Annotated in this window: 2 protein-coding genes (1 of these 2 only partly in view); both read right to left on the bottom strand. The window is 76.5% G+C overall.

The genetic code is table 11. The features are described from left to right. Positions 1-8238, bottom strand: the 5' portion of a protein-coding gene (locus DTB53_RS22655; protein WP_012377803.1) for a non-ribosomal peptide synthetase. Its footprint begins 7344 nt before the window's first position; 8238 of the gene's 15582 nt are visible here — the first part of the coding sequence; its start codon is at positions 8236-8238; its stop codon lies off the left edge, out of view. After that, positions 8235-25655 carry a non-ribosomal peptide synthetase gene (locus tag DTB53_RS22650; RefSeq protein ID WP_042495437.1) on the bottom strand — a complete coding sequence of 5807 codons (17421 nt, stop codon included), beginning with the start codon at positions 25653-25655 and terminating at the stop codon, positions 8235-8237. The genes DTB53_RS22655 and DTB53_RS22650 overlap by 4 nt, the downstream gene beginning before the upstream one ends.

Genomic DNA, 25655 nt, shown 5'->3' with positions numbered 1-25655 from the left:
CGTGGACCAGCCGTCGAGCAGCAGGTGGTGGCTGGTGAACAGCAGCCGCCACCGGTCCTCGGCGGTGCGGATCAGGGTGAACCGCAGCAGCGGGGGCCGGTCCGGGGCGAAGGGGCGGGCGCGGTCGTCGACGACCAGGGCGGTGCGGCCGGGGTGGGCGTCGGGGAGGGCGCGCAGGTCGTGCTCGGTCCACTGCGGCGGGGCGTCGGCGGTCGTGAACTGCACCAGGCGGCCGGTGGCGAGGCGGCGGAACCCGGCCCGGAGGTTGGCGTGCCGGTCCATCACGTCCCGGGCGGCCGCGCGCAGCCGGTCCGGGTCGAGCGGTCCGGTGATCTCCAGCTCCAGCTGGACGACGTAGGGATCGGTCCCGGCCTCCTCGGTCAGCGCGTGGTAGGCGAGACCGTGCTGGAGGGGGGTCAGGGGCAGTACGCCGTCGAGTGCGGGGACCGCCGTTTCGAGCTCGGTGATCTCGTGCTGGTCGAGCGGTACCGGGAAGTCGGCGGCGCTGTGTCCCGCGAAGCCGGGTTCGTCGCGGCGGCGGACCAGTTCGGTGAGGGCCGCGGTGAACCGGTCGGCGACGGCCCGGATCCGGTCGGGGCCGATGAGGTCGGCGGCGTACGTCCAGCGGACGGTCAGCACGGGGCCCCGGGGGCCGTCGAGGGTGGAGGCGTTGAGGTCCAGGACGTGTCCGCCGAGGAGGACGGGCTGGGGTCCCGGGTGCACGGCGTCGGACTCGGGGGCGGGGGCCCAGTGCCCGTGGGGGGTGTCGGCGGTGAACCGGCCCAGGTAGTTGAAGGCGATCTGGGCGCCGCTGGGGGCCTGTTGGTGGAGCGCCCCGTAGCCGGCGCCCCGGCCGGGGACCGCCGCGAGCCGCTCGCGGACGTGCTTGACGTCCTGGCCGACGCCTCCGGTGCCGGGCTCCAGCCGGACGGGGTACTGGGTGGTGAACCAGCCGACGGTGCGGGAGAGGTCGGCCCCGGGGACGAGTTCCTCGTGGCGGCCGTGGGACTCCAGGTCGACCAGGACCGGGCGGTCGCCGCCGACCGCGTGCACGAGCGCGGCCAGGAGGAGTTCGTCGGGGCGCGCGTGGAACGCGGCGGCGGTGGCGGTGAGCAGGGGCGCGGTGAGCTCGGGGGCCAGTTCGGTGCGGAGTTCGCCCGGGGTGTGCGGGGTGCCGGCGGCGTCCGGGGGGACGAGCGGGGCGGGGCGGTCCGCCAGCACGCCGTCCCAGTGGGCCCGCTCGGCGGCGAAGCGCCCGGGGTCCCCGTAGAGGGCGTCCGCCCAGTGGGCGAAGGAGGTGCCGGGCCGGGCAGGGGGTGTTCCGGTGGCGACGGCGTGCGCCAGGTCGGGCAGCAGGATCCGCCAGGACACTCCGTCGACGGCCAGATGGTGGACGAGCAGCAGCAGTCGGCCGTCCCGTCCGGGCCCGCGCGGGAACCAGACGGCCCGGATCAAGGGACCCTGTTCCGGGTCGAGTTCGCCGGCCCGGGCGCGCGACTGGGCGTCGACGGCGCGGCGCAGCTCGGTGTCGTCGCCGGTGACCGGGGCGACGGTCAGGAGCGTCGCCGGGTCGGGCGCGGGGCCCAGGGGGGTGAGCCGGGGGCGGCCGTCGGGGTGATCGGTGGTGACGCGGGCGCGCAGCAGGTCGTGGGTGGCCAGGAGGTGCCCGATCGCGGTCCGCAGCCGGCCCTCGGTGAGCGTGGACGCCACCGTGACCAGCATCGACTGGTGAAAGGCGCCCCAGTGGTCCGGGCTGCGGCGCAGCCAGTGCATGAGCGGGGTGAACGCGGCCGGGACGTCCCGGCCGGAGGCGGCGGGCCGAGGGCCGGCCGGGGCGTGCGGGGCGACCACCTCCGCGAGGGCGCGCGGGGTGGGGTGCTCGAAGATCTGCCGGGCGCTGACCACCAGGCCCGACTGCCGTGCCCGGGAGACCAGTTGGATGGAGGAGATGCTGTCGCCGCCGAGCGCGAAGAAGGAGTCGTCACCGCCGGGCGGCGCGTCCAGGCGCAGGACGTCGGCGAACAGTCCCGCCAGTGCGGCGGCGGCGCCGGTCGGCGGGGCGTCGTCGGCGGTGGTGGTGGCCGGGGCGGGCAGCGCCGCGCGGTCCACCTTGCCGGTGGGGCCGAGCGGCAGGGCGGGCAGCACGGTCACGGTCGCCGGGACGGCGTAGTCGGGCAGGGTGCGGGCCAGCGCCGTGCGCAGACGACCGGGGTCGAGATCGGCCCCCGTCCGGGGGACGGCGTAGCCGGCGAGCAGTCTGCTGCCGGGCCGGTCCTCGCGGAGCACGGCGGCGGCCTGGCGTACGCCGGGGAGCGCGGTCAGGGCGGACTCGATCTCGCCCAGTTCGATGCGGAAGCCGCGCAGCTTCACCTGGTGGTCGGCCCGGCCCAGGTACTCCAGCTCTCCGTCGAAGCGGCGGCGGGCCAGGTCGCCGGTGCGGTACATCCGGGTGCCGGGCGCGCCGTACGGGTCGGCGACGAAGCGGGTCGCGGTGAGGCCGGGGCGGCCCAGGTAGCCGCGGGCGAGCCCGGACCCGGCGACGTACAGCTCACCGGGGGTGCCGGGCGGTACCGGCCGCAGCGCCGCGTCCAGGACGAGGGCGGCGGTCTCCGCGACGGCCGCGCCGACGGGGACCGGGCTGTTGTCGTCGGCGCGCAGGCGGTCGGGGTCGCAGCGCCAGAGGGTGGCGTCGACGGTGGTCTCGGTGGGGCCGTAGGAGTTGAACATGCGGGTGCGCCCGGCCCAGGCGCGGACGAGGGCGGGGGTGCAGGCCTCCCCGGCGACGATGAGCGTGGTGCCGGGGGCGACGGCGTCCTCGGGGAGTGCGGCGAGGACGGCGGGCGGGACGGTGAGGTGGGTGACGCGGTGCTCGGCGAGGAAGGCCGCGAGCGGTTCGCCCAGGCGCCGGTCGGCGGGCACGATCTCCAGCGCGGCTCCGGAGAACAGCGCCATGACGATTTCCCAGACCGAGGTGTCGAAGCTCAGCGAGGCGAACTGGAGGACCCGGTCGCCCTGTCCGGCCCCGAAGGCGTCGGCGAGGGTCCGGGCGAGGGCGGGCAGCCCGGTGTGGGTGACGGCCACGCCCTTGGGCCGGCCGGTGGAGCCGGAGGTGTAGATGATGTACGCCGCCGCGTCGGGCCGTTGGGTGCGCCAGAGCCCCGGGTCGTCGGCGGACCGGGTGCGCAGGGCCCCGTCGGTCTCCAGCCGGGGTACACCGTCGGAGGCGGGTGTTCCGGGGGTGGTGAGGACGAGCGTGGGGGCGGCGTCGGTGAGCATGTGCGCGATCCGCTCCGCCGGGTAGTCCGGGTCGACGGGGAGGTAGACGGCACCGGTCTTGGCGACGGCGAGGAGGGCGACGACGGCTTCCACGGTGCGGGGCAGCATGACCGCCACCCGGTCCTGCGGCCGTACCCCGTGGGCGATGAGGTCGTGGGCCAGGGCGTTCGCGGCGGTGTCGAGCCCCCGGTAGTCCAGTTCGGTCCGGTCTCCCGTGGCGAGGTCCGGTCCGGCGACGGCGGGGGCGTCGGGGTGGGCGGCGGCGACCGCGTCGAAGAGGCCGGGCAGGGTGGTGGAGGAGTCGCCGTGCGGGGCGCCCAGGCCGTCGGGGCGGCCGAGGAGTTCCGCGCGTTCGGCGGGGCCGAGGACCTCCAGCCGGTGCAGCAAGGTCGCCGGGGCGGTGACGGCCTCGGTCAGGAGGCGGACCAGACGGTCGGCGAGCGCCCGGGCGGTGGCGGGCTCGAAGAGGTCCTCGGCGTACTCCAGGACGCCTTCGATGCCGTCGGCCCCGTCGCGTTCGGCGAGGGTGAAGGTCAGGTCGAACTTGGCGGAGCGGCCGTACGCCGGGACGGTCGTGGTGGTGAGCCCGGGCAGCCCGATCTCGCCCGTCCGCCGGTTCTCGTACGCCAGCATCACCTGGAAGATCGGGTGGCGGGCCAGGGAGCGGTGCGGGGCGAGCGCGTCGACGAGGTGTTCGAACGGGATGTCGGCATGGGCGTAGGCGGCGAGGTCGGCCTCCCGCACCCGGCGCAGGAGGTCGCGGAAGGAGGGGTCGCCGGACAGGTCGGTGCGCAGGACGAGGTTGTTGACGAAGAAGCCGACGAGGTCGTCCAGCGCGGTGTCGTGGCGGCCGGCGACGGGGGTGCCGATGACGATGTCCCGGCCCGACCCGGTGCGGGCGAGGAGGGCGGCGAGCGCCGCGTGGGCGACCATGAACAGGGAGGTGGACTCGGTCCGGGCGAGCGCCCGCATCGCGGTGTGCACCCCGGGCGGCACGGTGAAGCGGACGAAGCCGCCGCGATGGCTGGGGACCGGCGGACGCGGCCGGTCGGTGGGCAGGGGCAGTTCGGCGGGCAGGTCGGACAGCGTGGTCCGCCAGTGGTCGAGCTGGGCGGCGGCCGGGCCGTCCGCGGCGGGCGCGTCGTCGTCCCAGCCGAGGGCCTCGCGCTGCCACAGGGTGAAGTCTGCGTACTGGACGGGCAGCGGCGGCCACGCGGGGGCGGCGCCCCCGGTGCGGGCGGCGTAGGCGGTGGCGAGGTCGGTGAGGAGCGGTCGGGCCGACCACTGGTCGGCGGCGATGTGGTGGACGACCAGCACGATGAGGTGCTGGTCGGGGGCGAGCCGCAGCAGGCCCGCGCGCAACGGCACGTCCCGTTCGACGTCGAAGGGTGTGGCGGCCGTCTCCTCGATGTACCGCCGGAGCTCCCCGTCGGCGCCGGTGGCGTCGGTGACCGTGAGCGGGGCGGGGAGGTCGGACTCCTCGACGACGTGCTGGCGCGGGCGGCCGTCGGTGGCGGGGAACACGGTGCGCAGCGACTCGTGGCGGGTCATCACGTCGGTCACGGCGGCCCGCAGCGCGGGAAGGTCGAGGGGGCCGGTCAGCCGGGCGGCGAAGGGGATGTTGTAGTCGGCCCCGACGCCGTGGAGCTGCTGGAGGAACCAGAGCCGGGTCTGTGCCGGGGAGAGCGGCAGGTCGGCGGGGCGCGGCCGGGGCCGCAGCGGTTCGGGGGCCCGTCCGGCGTGCTGGACGCGGCGGGCGAGGGCGGCGACGGTCGCGGCCTCGAAGACGTCGCGTACCGACAGGGACACGTCGAGGGCCGCCCGGATCCGGGAGGCGAGGCGGGTCGCGAGGAGGGAGTGGCCGCCGAGGGCGAAGAAGTCGTCGTCGGCCGCGACCCGTTCGCGTTCCAGGATGTCCGCGAAGAGGTGGGCGACGATCTCCTCCTGCGGGGTGGCCGGGGCGCGCCCGCCGGGGGTGGCTGCTGCGGCCTCGGGTTCGGGCAGGGCGTTGCGGTCGAGCTTGCCGTTGACGGTCAGCGGCCAGTGGTCCACGGGGATGACGGCGGCCGGGACGAGGTAGTCGGGGAGCCGCTCGCGCAGGGCCCGGCGGAGCCGTTCCGGGGCGAGCGGGCCGGCGGCGGGGGTGGCGTAGGCGAGGAGCCGGGTGCCGCCGCCGGGGGCGGGGCGGGCGAGGACGACGGCGTCGGCGACCTCGTCGAGTGCGGCGAGCGCGGCGCGCGCCTCGCCGGGCTCCACCCGGAAGCCGCGGATCTGCACCTGTTCGTCGGCGCGCCCGAGGTGGTCGAGTTCGCCGTCGGCGGTCCAGCGGGCGAGGTCCCCGGTGCGGTACATCCGGGTGCCGGGCGGCCCGTAGGGGTCGGCGACGAAGCGGGTGGCGGTGAGGGCGTGCCGGCCGAGGTAGCCCCGGGCCAGGCCGGGCCCGGCGACGTACAGCTCCCCCGTCGCCCCGGGGGCGACGGGGTGCAGGGCGGCGTCGAGGAGCCGGACGCCGAGGTCGTCGAGGGGACGCCCGACGGGGCTCGTGGGGACCGCCGTCGCGTCCGTGTCGGCGGCCTCCAGCGTGCGGTGGGTGACGTGCACGGTGGTCTCGGTGATCCCGTACATGTTGACCAGCTCGGGGCCGTCGTCGCCGTACCGCTCGAACCAGCCCGCGAGCCGTCCGGGGTCGAGCGCCTCGCCGCCGAACACCACTGTGCGCAGGGCGAGTTCGCCTCCGTTGCCGGCCTCCCGGCCGAGCAGGACGTCGGCGAGCTGGTGGAAGGCGGACGGGGTCTGGTTGAGCACGGTGACGTGTTCGCGGCGCAGGAGGGCGGCGAACTCCTCGGGCGCGCGGGTCGTGGCGTGGTCCACGACGACGAGGCGTCCGCCGTACAGCAGGGCCCCGAAGATCTCCCAGACGGAGAAGTCGAAGGCGTAGCTGTGGAAGAGCGTCCAGACGTCGTCCCGGCCGAACCCGAAGTCGTCGTCGGTGGCGTCCAGCAACCGCAGTACGTTGCGGTGTTCGACGACCACGCCCTTGGGGCGTCCGGTCGAGCCGGAGGTGTGGATGACGTAGGCGGCGTCGGCCGGGGAGATGCCCGGCACGGTGTACGGGGTGACCCCCGGGTCCGCCGGCGGGAGGTCGTCGAGCGTCAGCCATCCCGCGCCGGGGCGGTCCGCGGACCCGTCGGTGGCGGGCAGGCCGTCCCGCCGGCGCGCGGAGGCGGTGAGGCCGGTCGCCGGTCGCGCGGAGGCGAGTTGGGGGCGGATGCGGTCGGCGGGGGCGTCGGCGGGCAGCGGCAGGTAGGCCGCACCGGTCTTCAGGACGCCGAGGATCGCGCCGATCTGCTCGGCGGAGGGTTCGAGCGAGAGGGCCACGCAGGTGCCGGGGCCCGCGCCGTGGGCGCTCAGCAGGTGGGCCACCCGGTCCGACAGGGCGTCGAGTTCGCGGTAGCTCAGCGCCCGGTCGCCATCGGTCACGGCGGTGGCGTCGGGCTCCAGGGCGACGGCCCGCGCGAACCGGTCGGGGAGGGTCCCGGTTCGCTCCTCGGTCCCGGGGGCGAGGGCGGCCTCTCCGTCGTCGAGGACGCGGCGGCGGTCCTGGGCCGTGAGGAGACCGACGGCGCCCACCGGGGCGGTGGGGGTGGCGGCCAGGGCCTCCAGGATCCGGACGTAGGCGGTGCCGAGGGCCCGGGCGCGGTCGGCGGTGACGAGGTCGGGCCGGTAGCGCAGGGCGATCCGGGTCTCGGGACCCGGGTGGACGACGACGGTGACGGGGTAGTGCGTGGCGTCCTCACCTCGGACGGACCGCACGGTGAGACCGCCCGCCGCCTGGGCGTCGGCGAGCCCCCGGGTGTCGACGCCGAAGTTCTCCACCACCAGCAGGGTGTCGAACAGCTCCCCGGTCCCGGCCAGTCGCTGAAGGTCCGGGAGTCCGAGGTGTTCGTGGCCGAGGAGCTTCGCGCGGTCGGCCTGGAGGGCTGCGGCGACGTCGGCGAGCGGGGCGCGCGCGGGTGCGTGCACGACGACCGGGAGGGTGTTGATGAACAGCCCGATCATGGACTCGGCGCCGTCGAGGTCGGCGGGACGGCCGGAGACGGTGGTGCCGAACGCCACGTCCGCGCGACCGGTCAGCCGGGCCAGGGTGATCCCCCAGGCCGCCTGGTGGGCGGTGGCCGTGGTCAGTTGCCGGGCCGCCGCGAACGCCCCGAGCGCTTCGCCGGTCGCGGCGGAGAGCCGCAGATCGAGCTGGACGGGCGGCTCGGGCACGGCCGCGCCGGCGGTGGCCGGTGCGAGGAGGGTGGGGGCGGCCAGCGGGGCGAGCGCCTCGCGCCAGGCGCTCTCGGCGGCCGGGCGGTCCTGGGCCGCCAGCCAGGCCAGGAAGTCCCGGTAGGGGCGGACCGCGGGCAGGGCGGGAGCGGCGGGGGCCTTGGCGTGCTGGGCGTAGGCGGTGAACAGTTCCTTGCCCAGCAGGGGTACCGACCAGCCGTCCAGCAGGATGTGATGGGCCGTCAGCACGAGGGTGTGGTCCTGGTCGCCGTGTCGCAGCAGGGTGAGCCGCAGCAGCGGGGGCCGGGTCAGATCGAAGCGGTGAGCGCGTTCCTCGTCCAGGATCCGCTGTTCCTCGGCCCGTTGCCGGTCGGGGTGGGCGTCCCGCAGATCGATCGCGCGCCAGGGCACCTCGGCCGTCCGGGGGATCGCCTGGACGGGCCGGTCGAGGCCCTCTTGGAGGAAGGCCGCCCGCAGGTGGGGGTGGCGGTCCAGCACGGTGTCCGCCGCGCGGCGCAGGGCGGTGGTGTCGAGGTCGCCGTCGAGGCGGAAGACCAGACGCATGGTGTAGACGTCGAGTCCACCGGTCGCGCCGGGGCCTCCCGGGGCGTGGGAGAGGTCCGCGTGAAAGAGCAGGCCTTCCTGAAGGGGCGCCAGGGGAAGGATGTCTTCCAGGCCGTGGTCCGCGCTCACCGGTTCCTCCACTGTGCTTCGAGCTTGGCTGTCTGTTCGGGGCTGAGCGGGGACAGTCCGTGGGCGGGCCTGTCGGTGGGCCGGGCCGCGGACGGGTCGGCCGGCCCGGTCGTGGGCTCCGGCCCGGGGGGCGGCGGGGCGTCCGCCGCGAGGGCGGTCAGCGCGCGTTGCCAGCAGTCGGCGAGGGCGTGCGCCGCCCGGTCGTCGAGGGCCGCCGGGGCCCAGGTGAGCCGGGTGTCGAGCAGGGGGCCCTCGGGGGTGTCCCGGGTGAGGGCGTTGATCTCGACCGCGTGCGCCATGGTCAGCCCCGCGTCGACGGCGCCCCCGAGCACGCCGGCCCCGGGCGCCGGGGCCCAGGCCGCTCCCCCGCCGGTTGGCGCCGTGCCGAAGCGCCCCAGGTAGTTGAACGCGATCAGAGGGGCGCCGGGGCCGTCCGTCTCCTCAGGACGGAGACCCGCGGGGGGCTGCGCCGCGTACCGCAGCAGGCCGTAGCCGATCCCGCTGTCGGGAAGGCGTGCCAGATGATCGCGGGTCCGCGCGAGGGTGTCCCCGGGAGGCTCGGCGGCCGTCGCGGCCAGACGTACGGGGTAGAGGCTGGTGAACCACCCGACGGTACGGGAGAGATCGGCGCCGTCCTCGATCTGCTGTTCCCGGCCGTGGCCCTCGACGTGGGCCGCGAAGTCCACCCGCTCGCGCCCGCTCCACTCGCGCACGGCGCGGGCGAGGGCGGTGAGCATGAGGTCCTGGACGCGGGCGCCGCGGTGTTCGGCGGCTCCGGTGAGCAGGGTGCGGGTGTGCGCGCCGTCCAGGGTCCGGACGAGGTGGCGGGCGTCGGCGACCGTGCCCAGGGCGGGCGGTTCGGCGCGGCCGGAGGCCGGTGCGGGAAGCCGGTCGGGTGCGGCCAGTATCCCCTGCCAGACGGGCAGTTCGCCCGCGCGCGCGGACGCCTGGCGGCCCAGCGCGTGGGCCCAGCTCCGGAACGAGGTGGTCGCGGGCGGCAGGTGCGGGGCGCGCCCCCGGGACACGTCGCCCCAGGCCTGGGCCAGGTCGTCGAGCAGGATGCGCCAGGAGACGCCGTCGACGGCGAGGTGGTGGACGACGAGCAGCAGCCTGCCCGGCTCTCCCGCGTTCCCCGGATAGCTGCGGGCCCGCACCATCAGCCCCTGGGACGGGTCGAGCCCGGTGGCGAGTTCGTCGACCTCGCGGGCCAGGGCCCCGGGGTCGGCGCCCGTGGCGGAGGGGCCCTCGTCCAGGGCCGGGGCGGGCCCGTCGGCCGGCTCCGGGACCACGAAGGTCCCGGCGTCCAGGTCGATGCGGGCGCGCAGGACCGCGTGGTGGCGCAGGACCGCGCCCAGCACCTCGGCCGTGGCCGCCGGGGTGATCCCGGGCGGCAGGGTCAGCAGCATGGACTGGCTGAACCTGCCGGTGGGGCCGGGCCGTTCGGCGATCCACCGCATGATGGGCGTGAGGGGCGCGGGGCCGCTGTCCGGGAGGGCGGAGGCCGCCGGTCCGGCTGCCGGGTCCGGCTCCCGGCCGGAGGCCAGCGCGGCGAGCGCCCGGACCGAGGTCAGTTCGAAGACCTCGCGCGGGGTGAGGCGGAGGCCCGCGGCGCGGGCGCGGGCCACCAGTCGCATGGAGAGGATGCTGTCGCCGCCGAGGGTGAAGAAGCTGTCCTCCGCGCCCACCGACGGGATCCCCAGCACCTCCGCGAAGATCGCGGCCAGCGTCTCCTCGGCCGGCCCTTCGGGGGCCGTGTCGCCGGCGGCCGCGCCGAAGTCGGGGGCGGGCAGCGCGTCGCGGTCCAGCTTTCCGTTCGCGGTCACCGGCAGCCCGGGAACGCCCACGAAGGCGCTGGGCACCATGTGGTCGGGCAGGACGCGGGCGAGGGCGGTGCGCAGGGCGGCGGTGTCGAGTCGCCCCGCCTCGGGCCGGCTGCCGCCGGACGGCGCGGCAGGTACCAGATAGGCGACCAGCCGGCGCGGGCCCGCCGGGTCGTCCTGGCGCAGGACGACGGCCGCCGCGCGGATCTCCGGTCGGGCCTGGAGGGCGGCGACGATCTCCCCCGGCTCGACGCGGAAGCCCCGGATCTTCACCTGGTCGTCGGCGCGTCCGTGGTAGAGCAGGGAGCCCTCCGGGGTACGGGACACCAGGTCGCCGGTGCGGTACATGCGGCTGCCCCGCGGGCCGCCGGGTTCGGCGGTGAAGCGTTCGGCGGTGAGCCGGGGACGGCCCAGGTAGCCCTGGGCGACGCCGGGTCCGGCCACGTACAGTTCGCCGGTCCCGCCGGGAGGCACGGGCCGGAGCAGGGTGTCCAGGACGTGGACGCGGACGCCGTGCAGCGGGGTGCCGATGGGCGGGGTCGCGCCGGGGGCCAGGGGCGCGCTCATGGTGACGCAGGCGGTGGCCTCGGTCGGCCCGTAGGCGTTGATCATGCGGCGGCCGGGTGCCCAGCGGGCGGTCAGCGGCGCGGTGCACGCCTCGCCGCCGACGATCAGGGTGCGCAGGTGGTCGAGCCCGTCCGGTTCGAGGCCGGTGAGGGCGGTGGGCGGGATCAGGGCGTGGCTGACGCGGCGCCGCGCGATCGTCTCGCCGAGGAGCGGTCCGGCGAGCGGACCCGGTTCCGGGACGACGAGGGTGGCGCCGGTCGCCAGGGCCATCAGCGTCTCCATCACGGAGGCGTCGAACGACGGGGAGGCCAGCTGGAGGACCCGGCTGCCGTCGTCGATGCCCAGTCGTTCCGCCTGGGCGGCGGCGAGGGCGGTGAGGCCCCGGTGCGGGGTGACCACGCCCTTGGGGCGTCCGGTGGAACCGGAGGTGAAGATGACGTAGGCGGGGTGGTCGGGGGTGACATCCGTGGCCGGGGCGTGGCGGGGGTGCGGGGCGGTCGCGGCGGAGGCTTCCGCTGCCGCGGGCGGCGGCGCGTCCGTGTACAGCGCCGTCGGGTAGCGGTCGGCGAGCGCCCGGTGGGTGAGGATCCCCGCCGGACGGGCGTCCTGGAGCATCGCGGCGATGCGGTCCTCGGGGTAGTCCGGGTCGATGGGCAGGTGGGCGGCGCCCGCCTGCTGGACGGCGAGCTGGGCGACGACCAGGTCGACGGAGCGCGGCAGGATCACCGCGACGAGTTGTCCGGGCCTGATCCCCGCCGCGCGCAGCGTCCCGGCCGATTCCCTCGCCCGCAGGTCCAGTTGCGCGTAGGTCAGGGAGCCGTCCGGCGCGTCCACGGCCACGGCGTCCGGCCTGCGGTCGCGCTGTTCGGCGACGAGCCGGGCCCAGGTGCGGGGCGCGGGGGCCGGCGGCCCGGCGCGGTCCGCGGTGAGCTCCGCGTGTTCGGCGGCCGTCAGGGCGTCCAGGGCGGCCACGCGGGTGTCCGGGGCGGTGACGAGCACCCTCAGCAGATGTTCGACGCGTCCGGCGAGCTCCCGCGCGCGTGCCGGGGTGACGGCCGCAGGGCGGTGGGTGACGCGCAGGGCGAGCCGTTCGCCGGGCACGGCGGCGAAGGTCAGCGGGTAGTGGGTGGCGTCCCGGCCCGTGATCTCCTCCAGGCCGAGGCCGGTGGCCCCGGCGAGCGCGGGGATGCCGTCGGCCGGGTAGTTCTCCAGGGCGGTGAGGGTGTCGAAGAGGACACCGTGTCCGGCCGCCCGCTGGATGGCGGCCAGGCCCAGGTGGTGGTGGGGCAGCAGGGCGGTGAACTCGTCCTGGAGGCGGGCCGCCAGAGCGGCGAGCGTCTCCTGGGGGCGCACGGTGACGCGTACGGGAACGGTGTTGACGAACAGGCCGATCATCTCCGTCGCACCGGGCACCTCGGCGGGCCGGCCGGAGACGACCGTGCCGAACACGACGTCGCGCCGACCCGTGTGGGCGCTCAGCACCAGGCCCCAGGCGGCCTGGGTGAGGGTGCTCAGCGTCAGTTCCCGTTCCCGGCCGAACGCCGCGATGCGCTCGGTGAGTTCGGCGTCGACCCACACCGTCTGCTGGTCGGGGAGTTCCTGCTCACCGGGGTCGTCGGGGACGAGCCGGGTGGGCTCGGTGACACCGTCCAGCGCGTCGCGCCAGGCCTCGGCAGCGCTCTGCTCGTCCCGGGCGTCGAGCCAGGCGCGGTGGAGCACGTAGTCCGGCGGTTCGGGCAGTTCCCGTTCCGCGTAGGTGTGGAGGAGTTCGCGGACGAGGAGGGGCAACGACCATCCGTCGAGGACCAGATGGTGTCCGGTGAGGACGAGTTCGCAGGTCTCCGGGCGTCGGACGAGCGTGGCGCGCAGCAGCGGCGGGGCGGAGAGGTCGAAGCGGCGGCGGCGCTCGTCGTCGGCCCGCCGGGCGGCGCGGCGCTCCTGTTCCCTGGGCTTGCGGCGGCGCAGGTCCAGGACGGCGAACTCCGGCTCGGGGTCGGTGTGCACGCGCTGGGTCCAGCCGTTCCCGTCTCCGGTGAACGCGGTGCGCAGGGGCGCGTGGCGGCGGACGACGGTGCGCAGCGCGGTGCGCAGGCGGTCGGTGTCGAGGTCTCCGGTGAGACGGATGGCGACCTGGACGTGGTAGACGTCGAGCGGGTCACCGGCGCCCGTGGACCCCGGGCCGTCGTACTGGGAGAGGAACAGCAGTCCTTCCTGGAGCGGGGTGGGCCGGCCGGGGGCCCCGTCGTCCGGTGCGGCGGGCAGGGCGCGGGGCGGGGCCGCCGGGGTGGTGGGTTCGGCGACGGCGAGGAGGCCGGCGACGGTCCGGTGGCGGAAGACGTCCTGGGGGGTGAAGTGGAGTCCGGCCTTGCGGGCCGCGGCGACGAGCTGGATGGACAGGATGCTGTCGCCGCCGAGGGCGAAGAAGCTGTCGTCGACGCCGATGTGCTCGGTCCGCAGGAGTTCGGCGAAGAGGGCGGCGAGCCGCAGTTCCTCGTCCGTGCGGGGTGCGGTCCGGGTCTCCGGGGAGGTGAGGCGCGGGGCCGGGAGCGCGGCGCGGTCGAGCTTGCCGTTGGCGGTGACGGGCAGGGCGGGCAGCGGGATGAGGGCGGTGGGGACGAGGTGGGCGGGGAGCCGGGCGGCGAGGTGTTCCGCCAGACCGGCGGGGAGCGCCGCGCCCTCCCCCGTCCGGGGGACGACGTAGCCGATCAGGTGGGTGACGCCGGTGGCGGTGTCCTCGTGGGCCACCACCGCGGCTGCGGCGATCCCGTGGTGGGCGTCGAGCACGGCGCGGATCTCGCCGGGCTCGACGCGCTGGCCCCGCAGCTTGATCTGGTCGTCGACCCGCCCGAGGTGCTCCAGTGCCCCGTCGGCCCGCAGCCGGGCCAGGTCGCCGGTGCGGTAGAGACGGCTGCCGGGCGGGCCGTACGGGTCGGCGACGAAGCGCGTCGCGGTGAGGGCGGCGCGGCGGTGGTAGCCGTACGCCAGTTGGGCTCCGGCGAGGTAGAGCTCGCCGGCCGCGCCGGGCGGGGCCGGGCGCAGCCGCGCGTCCAGGACGAGGGTGGTGGTGTTCCACACCGGGCGGCCGATGGGGAGGCGTCCCGAGGCGATGTCGGCGGCGGTGACGGGGTGGGCGGTGACGTCGACGGCCGCCTCGGTCGGCCCGTAGAGGTTGTGCAGTTCGGCGCCCGGGGCGAGTCGCAGCAGTCCCGCGGCGGCGGCCGGGGTGAGGGTCTCGCCGCTCGCGAGGACGCGGCGGAGGGTCGCGCAGTCGGCGGGGGCGGCGGTGCCGGTGAAGGCGGCGAGCATCGACGGCACGAAGTGGACGGTGGTGACGCGGTGTTCGCGCAGGAGCCGGGCGATGGCGACCGGGTCGCGGTGGTCGTCGGGTCCCGCGGTGACGAGGGTGGCGCCGGCGAGCAGCGGCCAGAAGAGTTCCCAGACGGATACGTCGAAGGTCGCCGGGGTCTTGAGGAGGACGCGGTCCTCCTCGGTGAGCCGGTAGGCGTCCTGGGCCCAGCGGAGCCGGTTGGCCACGGCGTCGTGCGGAACGCGGACGCCCTTGGGGCGGCCGGTGGAGCCGGAGGTGAAGAGGAGGTAGGCGGGGTCGGCGGGGCGGGGCCCGTCGAGGACGGTGGTGAAGCGGGGCACCTCGTCTGCGGTGACGTCGAGTACGGGCAGGCCGCCGACGGCTTCCCCGGGCAGGGCGGCGGCGGGGTCCGTGATCAGCAGGACCGCTTCCGCGTCCTGGAGTTGGGAGCTGACGCGCGCGGCCGGCTGGGCGGGGTCGACCGGCAGGTAGGCGGCCCCGGCGCGCTGGACGGCGTGGACGGCGAGGACGAGTTCGGCGGAGCGGGGCACGGCGACGACCACGGTGTCGCCGCGTCGGACGCCGTGTTCGGCGAGGAGTCCGGCGAGCCGGTCGGCCTCCGTGTCGAACTCGCGGTAGCTCCAGCTGCGGGTTCCGTCGCGCAGGGCCTCGGCGGCCGGGGACCGGGCGGCCTGTTCGCGTACCAGGTCGACGAGGGTGCGCCCGGGCAGCGGGACGTGGGGGCCGGCCGAGGCGGTGAGCACCCGCCGTGCCTCCGCCTCGTCCAGGACGGGCACCTGGTCGACGGGGAGGCCGGGGTGGGTGCAGAGCCGGTGGAGCAGGGTGGTCAGCCGGTGGGCGAGGGCCTCGACGGTCGGGCGGTCGAAGAGGGCCGTGCGGTAGTTGAGAGCGGCGCGCAGCCCGTCCGTTCCGGGTTCCTCGACGACGGCGAGGGTCAGGTCGAACTTCGCGGCGCGGGTCTCGACCAGTTCCGCCTCGACGGTGGCCGGCCCGAAGGGGAGGGTGCGGTGCGGGGCGTTCTGGTGGATCAGGGCGACCTGGAAGATCGGGTGGCGGGAGAGGGAGCGCTGCGGGGCGAGGGCGTCGACGAGCCGCTCGAAGGGCAGGTCGCCGTGGTCGAAGGCGTCGAGGTCGACCGCGCGGACCCGGGCGAGGAGTTCGGTGAAGGTGGGGCTGCCGGAGGTGTCGGTGCGCAGGACCACGGTGTTGGCGATCAGGCCGGGCAGTTCCTCCAGCGCTCTCTCGCCCCGGCCGCTGAGCAGGGTGCCGATCGGCAGGTCGTGGCCCGCTCCGTGTCCGGTGAGCAGGACGGCGAGGGCGGACTGGAGCACCATGAACAGGGTGGCGCCGTTGTCGCGGGCGAGGCGGGCGGCGGCCCGGTGGAGGTCGGCGGGGACGGTGAACTCGACGGAGTCCCCGTGTTCGTCGACCTCCGCGGGCCGGGGCCGGTCCAGCGGGAGGGAGGTCTCCTCGGGGGCTCCGGCGAGCGCGGTGCGCCAGTAGGCCAGCAGCCCGTCCTCCCGGGCCGCGGTCGCCTCCCGGTGCCAGAGGGTGTAGTCGGCGTACTGGAGGGCGGGGGGCTCGGGCGCCCCGTGGTCCGGGTCGAGTTCGGCGGCGTACAGCCGGGCGAGGTCCCGGACGAGCGGCCCGGTGGAGGCTTCGTCGTAGGCGATGTGGTGGACCAGGAGCAGCAGGGACCGCTCGTCGCCGGGTCCGGTGAGCAGATGCGCGCGGAGCGGGGGCCGGTCGGCCAGGTCGAAGGGCTCGGCCGCGAGCCGCCGCGCCGCGTCCTGGGCGCTCTCGCCGTCCAGCAGCGCGCTCGCCAGGGGTACGGGGGCGGCCTCGGGCAGCACCTGCTGGACCGGGCGTCCCTCGTGTTCGGGGTAGCAGGTGCGCAGGATCTCGTGGCGTCGGGCGAGGGCGGCGAGGGCGCGGCCGAGGGCGCTCTCGTCGAGGGGGCCGCGCAGCCGCAGCAGCAGCGGTACGGCGTAGGTGAGCGCGGATCCGCCGAGCCGGTGGAGGAACCACAGCCGGGCCTGGGCGGGCGACAGCGGGAGCCGTTCGGGGCGTACGGCGGCCGGCGCCGGGCCGGGGACACGGGCGTCCTGGGTGCGGGTGAGTCCGGTGAGCCGGGCGGCGAGCGCGGCGACGGTGGGGGCTTCGAACAGGGTGCGGACGGGGACGTCGAGGCCGAGTTCGGCGCGGACGCGTCCGGCGAGCCGGGTGACCAGCAGGGAGTGGCCGCCGAGGGCGAAGAAGTCCTCGTCGGCGGCGACGGGGGCCCGGCCGAGGACCTCGCCGTAGAGCCGGGCGACGAGGTGTTCGTGGGGGGTACGGGGGGCGCGTCCGGTGGGCGGTCCGTCCGGGGCGGTGTCCGGCAGCGGCAGGGCGGCCCGGTCGAGCTTGCCGTTGTTGGTCAGCGGCAGCCGGTCGAGGGCGACGAACGCGGTCGGCACCATGTACGCGGGCAGCCGGGCCGCGCAGGCGGCCCGCAGCGCGTCGGCCGGGGTCCCGCCCGTGGTGTAGGCGACGAGGCCGGGTCCGGTGGGCAGGTCCTCACGGAGGAGGACGGCGGCGGAGCGTGCCCCGCCCGGGTCGCGCAGCACGGTCTCGATCTCGGCGGTCTCGACGCGGAACCCGCGCAGGGAGACCTGGCTGTCGGCCCGGCCGAGGTAGTGGAGGACGCCGTCGGCGGACCAGCGGGCCAGGTCGCCGCTGCGGTACATGCGGGTGCCGGGCGCGCCGAACGGGTCGGCGACGAAGCGTTCGGCGGTCAGCGGGTGGCGTCCGCGGTAGCCGCGGGAGAGCCCGGCCCCGGCGACGTACAGCTCGCCTCCGACCCCGGGCGGGACGGGGCGCAGACGCCGGTCCAGCACGTAGACGCGCAGGTCGTCGATGGCCCGGCCGACGGGGCTCGCGCCCGGGGCCGGGGTCCCGGGGGCGAGGTCGTGGGTGGTGACGTGCACGGTGGTCTCGGTGATCCCGTACATGTTGACCAGCCGGGGCCCTTCGGGGTCCCGGAGCCAGGGCGCGAGGCGCGCGGGGTCGAGTGCCTCGCCGCCGAGGACGACGAGGCGCAGGGCGGGCGGGAGGCCGGGGGAACCGGGGGCGGTGAGGGCCTCGGTGAGCTGGTAGCAGGCGGACGGGGTCTGGTTGAGGACGGTGACGCCCTCGTGGTGCAGCAGCTCCAGGAATTCGTCCGGGGACCGGGTGACGGCGCCGGGGACGATGACGAGGCGGCCACCGTGCAGGAGGGCGCCCCACATCTCCCAGACGGAGAAGTCGAAGGCGTAGCTGTGGAAGAGGGTCCAGACGTCGTCGGGGCCGAAGGCGTCCTCGGCGGTGGCGTCGAAGAGGCGGGCGAGGTTGCGGCCGGTGACGACGACGCCCTTGGGGCGGCCGGTGGAGCCCGACGTGTAGATGAGGTAGGCGGCGTTGTCCTGGCGCTGCGGGCCGGTGCGTTCGGCGTCGGCGACCGGGCCGTCCGGCTGCCGGAGCCGACTCCCCGCATGGGGCTCCTCGTCCAGGACGATGACGGGCGCGGTGCAGGTGGCGGGGGTGCGGCCGGCGGTCGCGCTGTCGGTGACGACGAGGGCGGGGGCGGCGTCCCGCAGGGTCCAGGCGATGCGGTCCCGGGGGTGGGCCGGGTCGACGGGGACGTAGGCGGCCCCGGTCTTGGCGACGGCGAGTACCGCTTCCACGAGGGTCGCCGAGCGGGGCAGCAGCAGGGCGACCCGGTCCTCGGGTCCGACCCCGTACGACATCAGCAGGCGCGCCAACGCGTTGGTGCGGGCGTCGAGTTCGGCGTACGTGAGGGTGTCGCCCCCATCGGTGAGCGCCGGGGCCGCGGGGTGGTCGGCGGCGGCGCGGGCGAACCGGTCGAGGACCGGGGGGGCGCCCCGGTGGTCGCCGGCCGGGTTCCACCGGCGCAGGAGGGTGTCCTCCTCCCCCGCGGTCAGGAGCCCGATGGAGCCGATGCGGGTGTCGGGACGGGCGACCGCGCGGGCGAGGAAGGCCACCAGCCGGTCGGCGAGCGCCCGGACGGTGGTGGCGTCGAACAGGTCCGCGCTGTAGTTGATCGCCCCGTCGACGGAGCCGTCGGCGAGGTGGTCGGTGAAACCGACGATGAGGTCGAACTTCGCGGTGTCCGTCTCCCGCAGGGTGAACGCGGCGTCGACGCCGGGTGCGGTGAAGGGGACCGAGGTGCGGTTCTGGTACGTCAGCATCACTTGGAACAGCGGGTTGGCCGGGCCGCGTTCGGGGTTGAGCTCCTCCACGACCCGCTCGAAGGGCAGTTCGGCGTGGTCGAACGCGTCGAGGTCCACCGCCCTGACCCGGGCGAGGAGTTCACGGAAGGTCGGGTCGCCCGACAGGTCGGTGCGCAGGACGAGGGTGTTGACGAAGAAGCCGATCAGCTCCTCCGTGCGCCGTTCGCCCCGGCCTGCGGTGGGGACGCCGAGGGGGATGTCGTCCCCGGCCCCGAGCCCGGCGAGCAGGGCGCACAGCGCGGCCTGGGTGACCATGAACGGGGTCACTGCGGCGTCGGCGGCCAGGGCGCGCAGACCGGAGGCGACCTCGTCGGGCAGGGCGAAGGGGACGAATCCGCCGCGGCCGGTGGGGGTTTCGGGCCGGGGACGGTCGGTGGGCAGGTCGAGGACGGCGGGTGCGCCTCGGAGCGTCCGCCGCCAGAAGCCGGCCTGACCGTCGAGGTGTCCGCCGTCCAGGAGGGCGTGCTGCCAGTGGGCGTAGTCCGTGTAGGCGACGCCGAGCGGCGGCAGGCCGGGGGGCCCTCCGGCGAGCCGGGTCCGGTAGGCGGCGGACAGGTCGGTGAGCAGGGGTTCCACGGACCATTCGTCGGCCGCGATGTGATGGATCAGCAGCAGGACCCTCGTCCGGTCCGGTTCGGCCAGCACGGTGGCCCGGAAGGGCGGTTCGGCAGCCAGGTCGAAGGGCTCGGCGCTGAGTGCGCCGAGCAGCTCCTCCGCTTCCTCGGCGCTCCGGGCGGTCCTGCGGCGGACCGGTTCGGGCCGGTCCAGGATGTGCTGGACGGGCGCCCCGTCGGCCGCGGGGAACACGGTGCGCAGCACGGCGTGCCGTTCGGCCAGGTCGCCGACGGCGGCGGCCAGGGCGTCGTGGTCGACGTCCCCGGTGAGGGTCAGGACGAAGGGCAGGTGGTAGGCGGTGCCGGGCTGGAGCCGGCTCAGGAACCACAGCCTCGCCTGGGCGGGCGAGAGCGGCAACGGCCCCTCGTGGGGCACGGGTTCGAGGGCGGGCAGGGCGGTCTCCGGGGCCGCCGGCCGGGCGGCGAGCGCGGCGACGGTCGGGGTGTCGAAGATCTGCCGGACGGAGAGCGGCCGGCCCAGCGCCTCGGCGGCCCGGACCGCGAGCCGGGCGGCGAGCAGGGAGTGGCCGCCGAGGGCGAAGAAGTCGGCTTCCGCGCCGACCTGTTCGAGGCCGAGCAGGTCGGCGAAGAGTGCGGCGAGCAGTTCCTCCCCCTGCCCGGCCGGGGCGCGTCCGACGGGTGCGGCGGCGGGCCGGGGTGCGGGGAGGGCGGCCCGGTCGAGCTTGCCGTTCGGGGTGAGCGGCAGGGCGTCGAGCGGCAGGCAGAGGTCCGGTACGAGGTGGCCGGGGAGCACGGCGCGCAGCTCCTCGCGGATCCGGGCGGCGGTGGCGGTCCGGGCCTCGGGGGAGCCGGTGAGTCCGGTGAGGTGGGCGATCAGCCGGGGCGCCGGGTCGGCGGGGCCGCGGTGGGCGACGACGGCGGCGTCCTCGACGGCGGGGTGGGCGCGGAGTGCGGCGGCGACCTCGGCGGGTTCGACGCGGTGGCCGCGGATCTTCACCTGGTGGTCGGCGCGGCCGACGATCTCCAGGGCGCCGTCGGCGCGCAGCCGGGCGAGGTCGCCGGTGCGGTACATACGGCTGCCGGGCGGGCCGCAGGGGTCGGCGGTGAAGCGCTCGGCGGTCTGTCCCGGGCGGCCCAGATAGCCCTGGGCCAGGCCGTCGCCCGCGAGGTAGAGCTCGCCGGTCACCCCGACGGGCAGGGGGACCAGACCCCGTCCGAGGACCAGGGCGCGGGTGTTCCACAGGGGCGTCCCGACGTGCGGGGCCTCGGCGTCCGTCGCGTCGAGGCGGCCGGCGGTGGACCAGATGGTGGTCTCGGTGGGGCCGTAGAGGTTGACGAGGTCAGCGCCGTGGGCGACGAGCCGCCGGGCGAGGTCGGGGGCGAGGGCCTCGCCCCCGGCGAGGGCGAGCAGCCCGCGCACCGCGTCGGGGGCGGTGTCCAGGAGGGCCCGCCACAGGGAGGGGGTGGCCTGCATGGCGGTGGGGCGGGCGGTGTCGATCAGTTCCGCGAGGAGCGCGGGGTCGCGGACCTGTTCCCGGTCGGCGAGGATCACCGTAGCGCCGGTGACCAGCGGCAGGAACAGTTCGAGGACGGCGATGTCGAAGCCGACGGTGGTCACCGCGAGGAGCCGTTCGCGGCCGTGGAACCGCAGGGTGTCGGCCAGGCAGAGCAGGAAGTTGACGACGGCGGCCCGGGTGACGACCACGCCCTTGGGGCGGCCGGTGGAGCCCGAGGTGTGGATGACGTAGGCGGGTGCGTCACCGTGGGCGGCCCGGGGCGCGAGCGGGGCGGCCCCGGCGGCGGCGCGCACCGTCGCGGGGTCGTCCAGGAGGAGGACGCTGCGCGGGTCCGCGTCGAGGGTGCGGGCGGTGGCGCGGTCGGTGACCAGGAGCGCCGGTGCGGCGTCGGCCAGCAGCATCCGGATCCGCTCGGCGGGGAAGCCGGGGTCGACGGGGAGGTGGGCGGCCCCGGTCCGGGCGACGGCGAGCAGGGTGACGAGGAGGTCGGCGCCCCGGGGCAGGCTGACGCCGACGAGGGCGCCGGGGCCGGCCCCGCGGTCGGCCAGCAGCCGGGCGAGCCGGGCGGACCGCGCGTCGAGGTCCGCGTGGGTGATCTCGTCCGCTCCGCTGACCAGGGCGGTTCGGCCGGGGGTCCGGGCGGCCTGGGCGGCGCACAGCTCGGCGAGCGAGGTGGCCGGGACGGGGTGCGGCTCCGGTGCCGCGACCGCTCCCCCGGCCCCGGTGGGGGTGGTGGCGACGGGGCGCTCGGGATGGGCGGTGAGCTGGTCCAGGACGTGCAGCAGCGCCCGGGCGAAGCGGTCGGCCGCGGCGGCGTCCCACAGCTCGGTGCGGTATTCGAGCTGCCCGGTCGCACCGGTCGCCGGGTCCTCGCTGACGGTGCACTGGAGATCGAACTTGGCGGCCCCGGTCGCGACGAGACGGGGCCGGCCGGTCTGGCCGGGCAGCACGGCCCGGTCGGGGAACTCCTCCCGTACGGCGAACAGCACCTGGAACAGCGGGCTCACGCCGGGCAGTCGGGGCGGGTTGACCTCCGCCACGATGCGCTCCAGCGGGAGGCTCCGGTGGGCGAGGGCGGCGAGGTCGTCGTCCCTGGTCCGCTCCAGCAGGTCGAGGAAGCCGGTCGTGGCGTCCAGACGGGTGCGCAGCGGAAGGGTGTTGATGAGGAAGCCGACGCTGCCGCGGAGCGCCTCGTCGTCGCGCCCCGCGACGGGGGTGCCGATGACGAGGTCGTCGCCGCAGCCGAGCTGGGAGAGGGTGGCGGCGAACGCGGCGTGCAGCACCATGAAGGTGGTGGTGCGGGTGCGCCGGGCCAAGGCCTTGACCCGCTGGTGGAGTTCGGCGTCGATGCCGAAGTCGTGGGTGCGGGCGGGGCCGCCGGTGCGGGCGGGCCGGGGCCGGGCCCAGGGCAGGGTCAGCTGTTCGGGGGCTCCCCGCATCCGGGTGCGCCAGAACTGGGCGTCAGCTTCCTGGCGCGCGGTCACGAGGTCCTGCTGCCAGAGCGTGAAGTCGATGTGGTCCACGGGCAGCCGCGGCGGGTGGGGGTCGCTGCCGTCCAGGCGGGCGGCGTAGGCGGCGGCGAGGTCGTCGAGGAGGAGCGGCAGCGACCATTCGTCGGCGGCGATGTGGTGCAGGACGAGCAGCAGGGTCTGCCGGACCGGCGCGACGGTCTCCGCCCCGCACGGCCCCGGTTCGGCAGAGCCCGGTTCGGCGGGATCCGGCTCCACGGTGAACAGCACGGCACGCAGCGGGGTTTCGCGTTCGACGTCGAACGGCCTGGCGGCCTCCGCCCTGACGCGCTCGCCCAACCGCGCTTCCCGCACGTGGGCTTCGGCCAGTCCGGGCTCCGCCGCCGTGATGTCCAGCACCTGCTGCCAGGCCTCCCCGTCCTCGACGGGGAGCACGGTGCGCAGGATCTCGTGGCGGGCGGCGACGTCACCGAGCGCGCGGCGCAGTGCGGCCGGGTCGAGCCGGGCCGCGACGTCGATCGCGAGGGGGATGTTGTACGAGCCGTCCTCGCCCTGGCTGCGGGCGAGGAACCAGAGCCGCCGCTGCCCGAAGGAGAGGGGCGGTCGCGCGGGCCGGGGCCGCCGGACCAGCGGCGGCGCGCCGGCGGTCCGGCCGGGCCCCTCAAGGCCCCCCACCCGCTCCAGGGCGTCGGCCAGCCGGGCCGGGGTGGGGTGGTCGAACAGGGCCCGTACGGGCAGTTCGACGCCGGTGCGGGAGCGGAGGGCCGTCACCAGTCGGGCCGCGGACAGCGAGTGGCCGCCGAGGAGGAAGAAGTCGTCGTCGGGGGATGCTTCGCTCCGGCCGAGCACCGCGGCGAACAGGTCGCACAGCAGGGCCTCCGCCCCTGCCCGCGGGGCGCGTCCGGCCCCGGGAGCGGCGGCGGGGGCGACGGCGGGCAGGGCGGCCCGGTCGGTCTTGCCGTTCGGCGTCAGCGGCAGCCGCTCCAGCGCCACGAAGTGCCCGGGCACCAGGTGCTCGGGCAACCGCTCGGCGAGCGCGTGGCGCAGCGGGTCGGCCCAATCGCCCTCGCCCGCCGCCCCCGCGCCGGGCTCCTTCCCCGTACGCGTGAGCACGCAGTACGCGGCGAGCGTCAGGTCGCCGCCCGGCGCGGGGACGGCGGCGACCGCGGCCTCCGCGACCGAGGGGTGTGCCAGCAGGGCGGCCTCGACCTCGCCGGGCTCCACGCGGTGGCCGCGGATCTTCACCTGGCTGTCGGCGCGGCCCAGCACTTCCAGTGTGCCGTCGTCGCGGTACCGGGCCAGGTCGCCGGTCCGGTACATCCGGGCGCCGGGCGCCCCGAAGGGGTCGGCGACGAAACGCGTCGCGGTGAGGGCGGGGCGGCCGAGGTAGCCGTCGGCGACCCCGTCACCCGCGAGGTGCAGTTCCCCGGTGACCCCCACGGGGGCGGGGGCGAGGGTGCGGTCCAGGACGTGGGCGCGGGTGCGGCGCACGGGCCGGCCGACGTGCGGCGGTGTGCCCCGGTGGAGGACGGCCGCGGTGGACCAGATGGTGGTCTCGGTCGGCCCGTAGAGGTTGACGAGGCCGTTCGCGTGCCGGGACAGGACGTCCGCGAGGTCGGCGGGCAGCGGCTCTCCCCCGCTGAGCGCGCGCAGGCCGCCCAGGGCGTCGGGGGCCGCCTCGGCGAGGACGCGCCAGAGCGAGGGGGTGGCCTGCATCACGGTGGGCGCGCTCGACCGGATGAGCGCCGAGAGCGCGAACGGGTCGCTCACGTCGTCGTCGGCCGCGAGCACCACGGTGGCCCCGGCGAGGAGCGGAACGAAGAGTTCGAGGGCGGCGATGTCGAAGGAGACGGTGGTGACCGCGAGCAGGCGGTCCTCGCCGGACAGGTCGAGCAGCCGGCCCATGGCGGCCAGGAGGTTGGCGAGGGCCGGGCGGGGCACGACGACGCCCTTGGGGCGGCCGGTGGATCCGGAGGTGTAGATGACGTAGGCCGGGTCGCCCGGCCGGCGGTCCGCCGGGTCGCCGGAACGGGGCGGCCCCGCCGGGACGCCGTCGGCGGGCGCGGACAGGGACTCCGTACCGGCCCCCGGGGTCGCGTCGGGGAGTGTTCCGTCCAGGGCGACGGTGAGCCGGGGCAGATCCGCGCCCCAGGGGTGGGCGCGGTCGGTGACCAGGAGGAGGGGGCGGCTGTCCGCCAGCATGTGCCGCAGCCGGTCGGCCGGGTAGCGCGGGTCCAGGGGGACGTATGCGGCGCCGGCCGACGCCACGGCCAGCAGCGCGACCAGGAGCGCTTCGCCCCGGGGAAGGGCGACGGCGATCAGGCTGCCCCGGCCCGCGCCCCGGGCCGTGAGGGCCGATGCGAGCCGGCCGGCCCGGTCGGCCAGCTCCGCGTAGGTGAGGTGGGCGTCGCCGCAGCGGAGGGCCACCGCGTGCGGGGTGCGACGGGCCTGGTCCGTGAAGCCCTCGACGAGGTCGGGGGCCGGGGCGGCTTCGGCGTCCCCGTCGTCGGGGGCGTTGAACTCCTCCAGGACGCGCAGGCGTTCGGGCTCGTCGAGGAGTCCGACGCGGGCCCCGGGGAGATCGGGCTCCGCGCGGGAGAGCCGGTCCAGGAGGGTGGCGAAGCGGTGCAGGTGGGCGTCCAGCTCCGCGGGTCCGTACAGGTCGGGGTTGCCGTCCAGCACGAGGTCGAGGCCGGTGAGACCGTCCGGGCCGCCCCGTCCGCCCACCGTGACGTTGAGGTCCTCGACGGCTCCGGCGGCCAGCGAGTGGACCGTGCCCGCGCAGTCGCCGAAGGCGAGGTCCGTGGCGAACGGCTTGATGTTCAGCTGGGGGCCGACGAGCCGCCGCCCGTGCCCGAACAGCTGGAGGTCGCGGCGGAGTCGCTCGCCCCGGTAGCGCTGGTGGCGGCGCTGGCGGCGCAGGGTCGCGGTGACACGGCGCAGGAGGTCGCCGACGGGCTCCCGTTCGTCGACGGCGACCCGCAGCGGTACGACGTTCACGGCGGTGACGGGGGTGCGGGCGAGGACGCTGCCGGTGCGGTTGCTGACGGGGAGTCCGATGACGGCTTCGGGCGTGCCGGTGAGGCGGGTCAGGTACAGCGCCCACGCGGCGGTCACGGCCTCGGGCCAGGTGGCACGGGACCGTTGGGCGAAGGCGGCGAGCCGTTCGGCGTCGGCGGCGCCGAGGGTGCGGCGGCTGCGCAGGGAGCGGGGGGCGACGCGGGTGGGTGCGGTGCGGGCCGGGGTCGGCGGGTGCGGGCGGTCGGCGAGCAGGTCCTGCCAGAACCGGGCGTCGGCGGCGTGCTGTTCGGAGTCCGTGTAGCGCCGGTCCTCCTGGACCGCGTCGCGCAGCGGGGCGAACGGGGACGCGGGGGGTTCGGTGCCCGCGCACGCGTGGCCGTAGAGCTCGGCGACGCGTTCGGCGACGCGGGCGTAACCGTAGGCGTCGAGCAGGATGTGGTGGCAGCGGTGGTACCACAGCCAGCGCTCGTCGCCGGTGCGCAGGAGCGCGTGCCGGTAGAGCGCGCCGTGCTCCATGTCGACCGGGGCGGTGCGTTCCTCCTCCATCCAGTCCAGGGCGGCGGTGCCCGGGTCTTCGGCCGTGCGCAGGTCGTGGAGGCCGGGACCCGTCGGCGGGATCGCGCCGGTTTCCTGGTGGACGTCGTCGCCGTCGGCGGTGAAGCGTACGGAGAGGCCGTCGGCCTCGCCGACGGCCCGGGTCACGGCCGCCACGAACGCCCGCTCGTCCAGCGGTCCCGTCAACTCGACGTACTCCGCGGTGAGGTACACGGGGCTCGCCGGGTCGATTCGCTGCGCGGACCAGAGACCGAGCTGGGCCTCGGTCAGCGGCAGGCGTTCGCGGTGGGTGCTCAT

The organism is Streptomyces griseus, from assembly GCF_900460065.1.
Lineage (GTDB): Bacteria > Actinomycetota > Actinomycetes > Streptomycetales > Streptomycetaceae > Streptomyces > Streptomyces griseus.
Note: the sequence above shows the minus strand (reverse complement) of the source record. Positions and strands in the feature narration are given on the sequence as shown.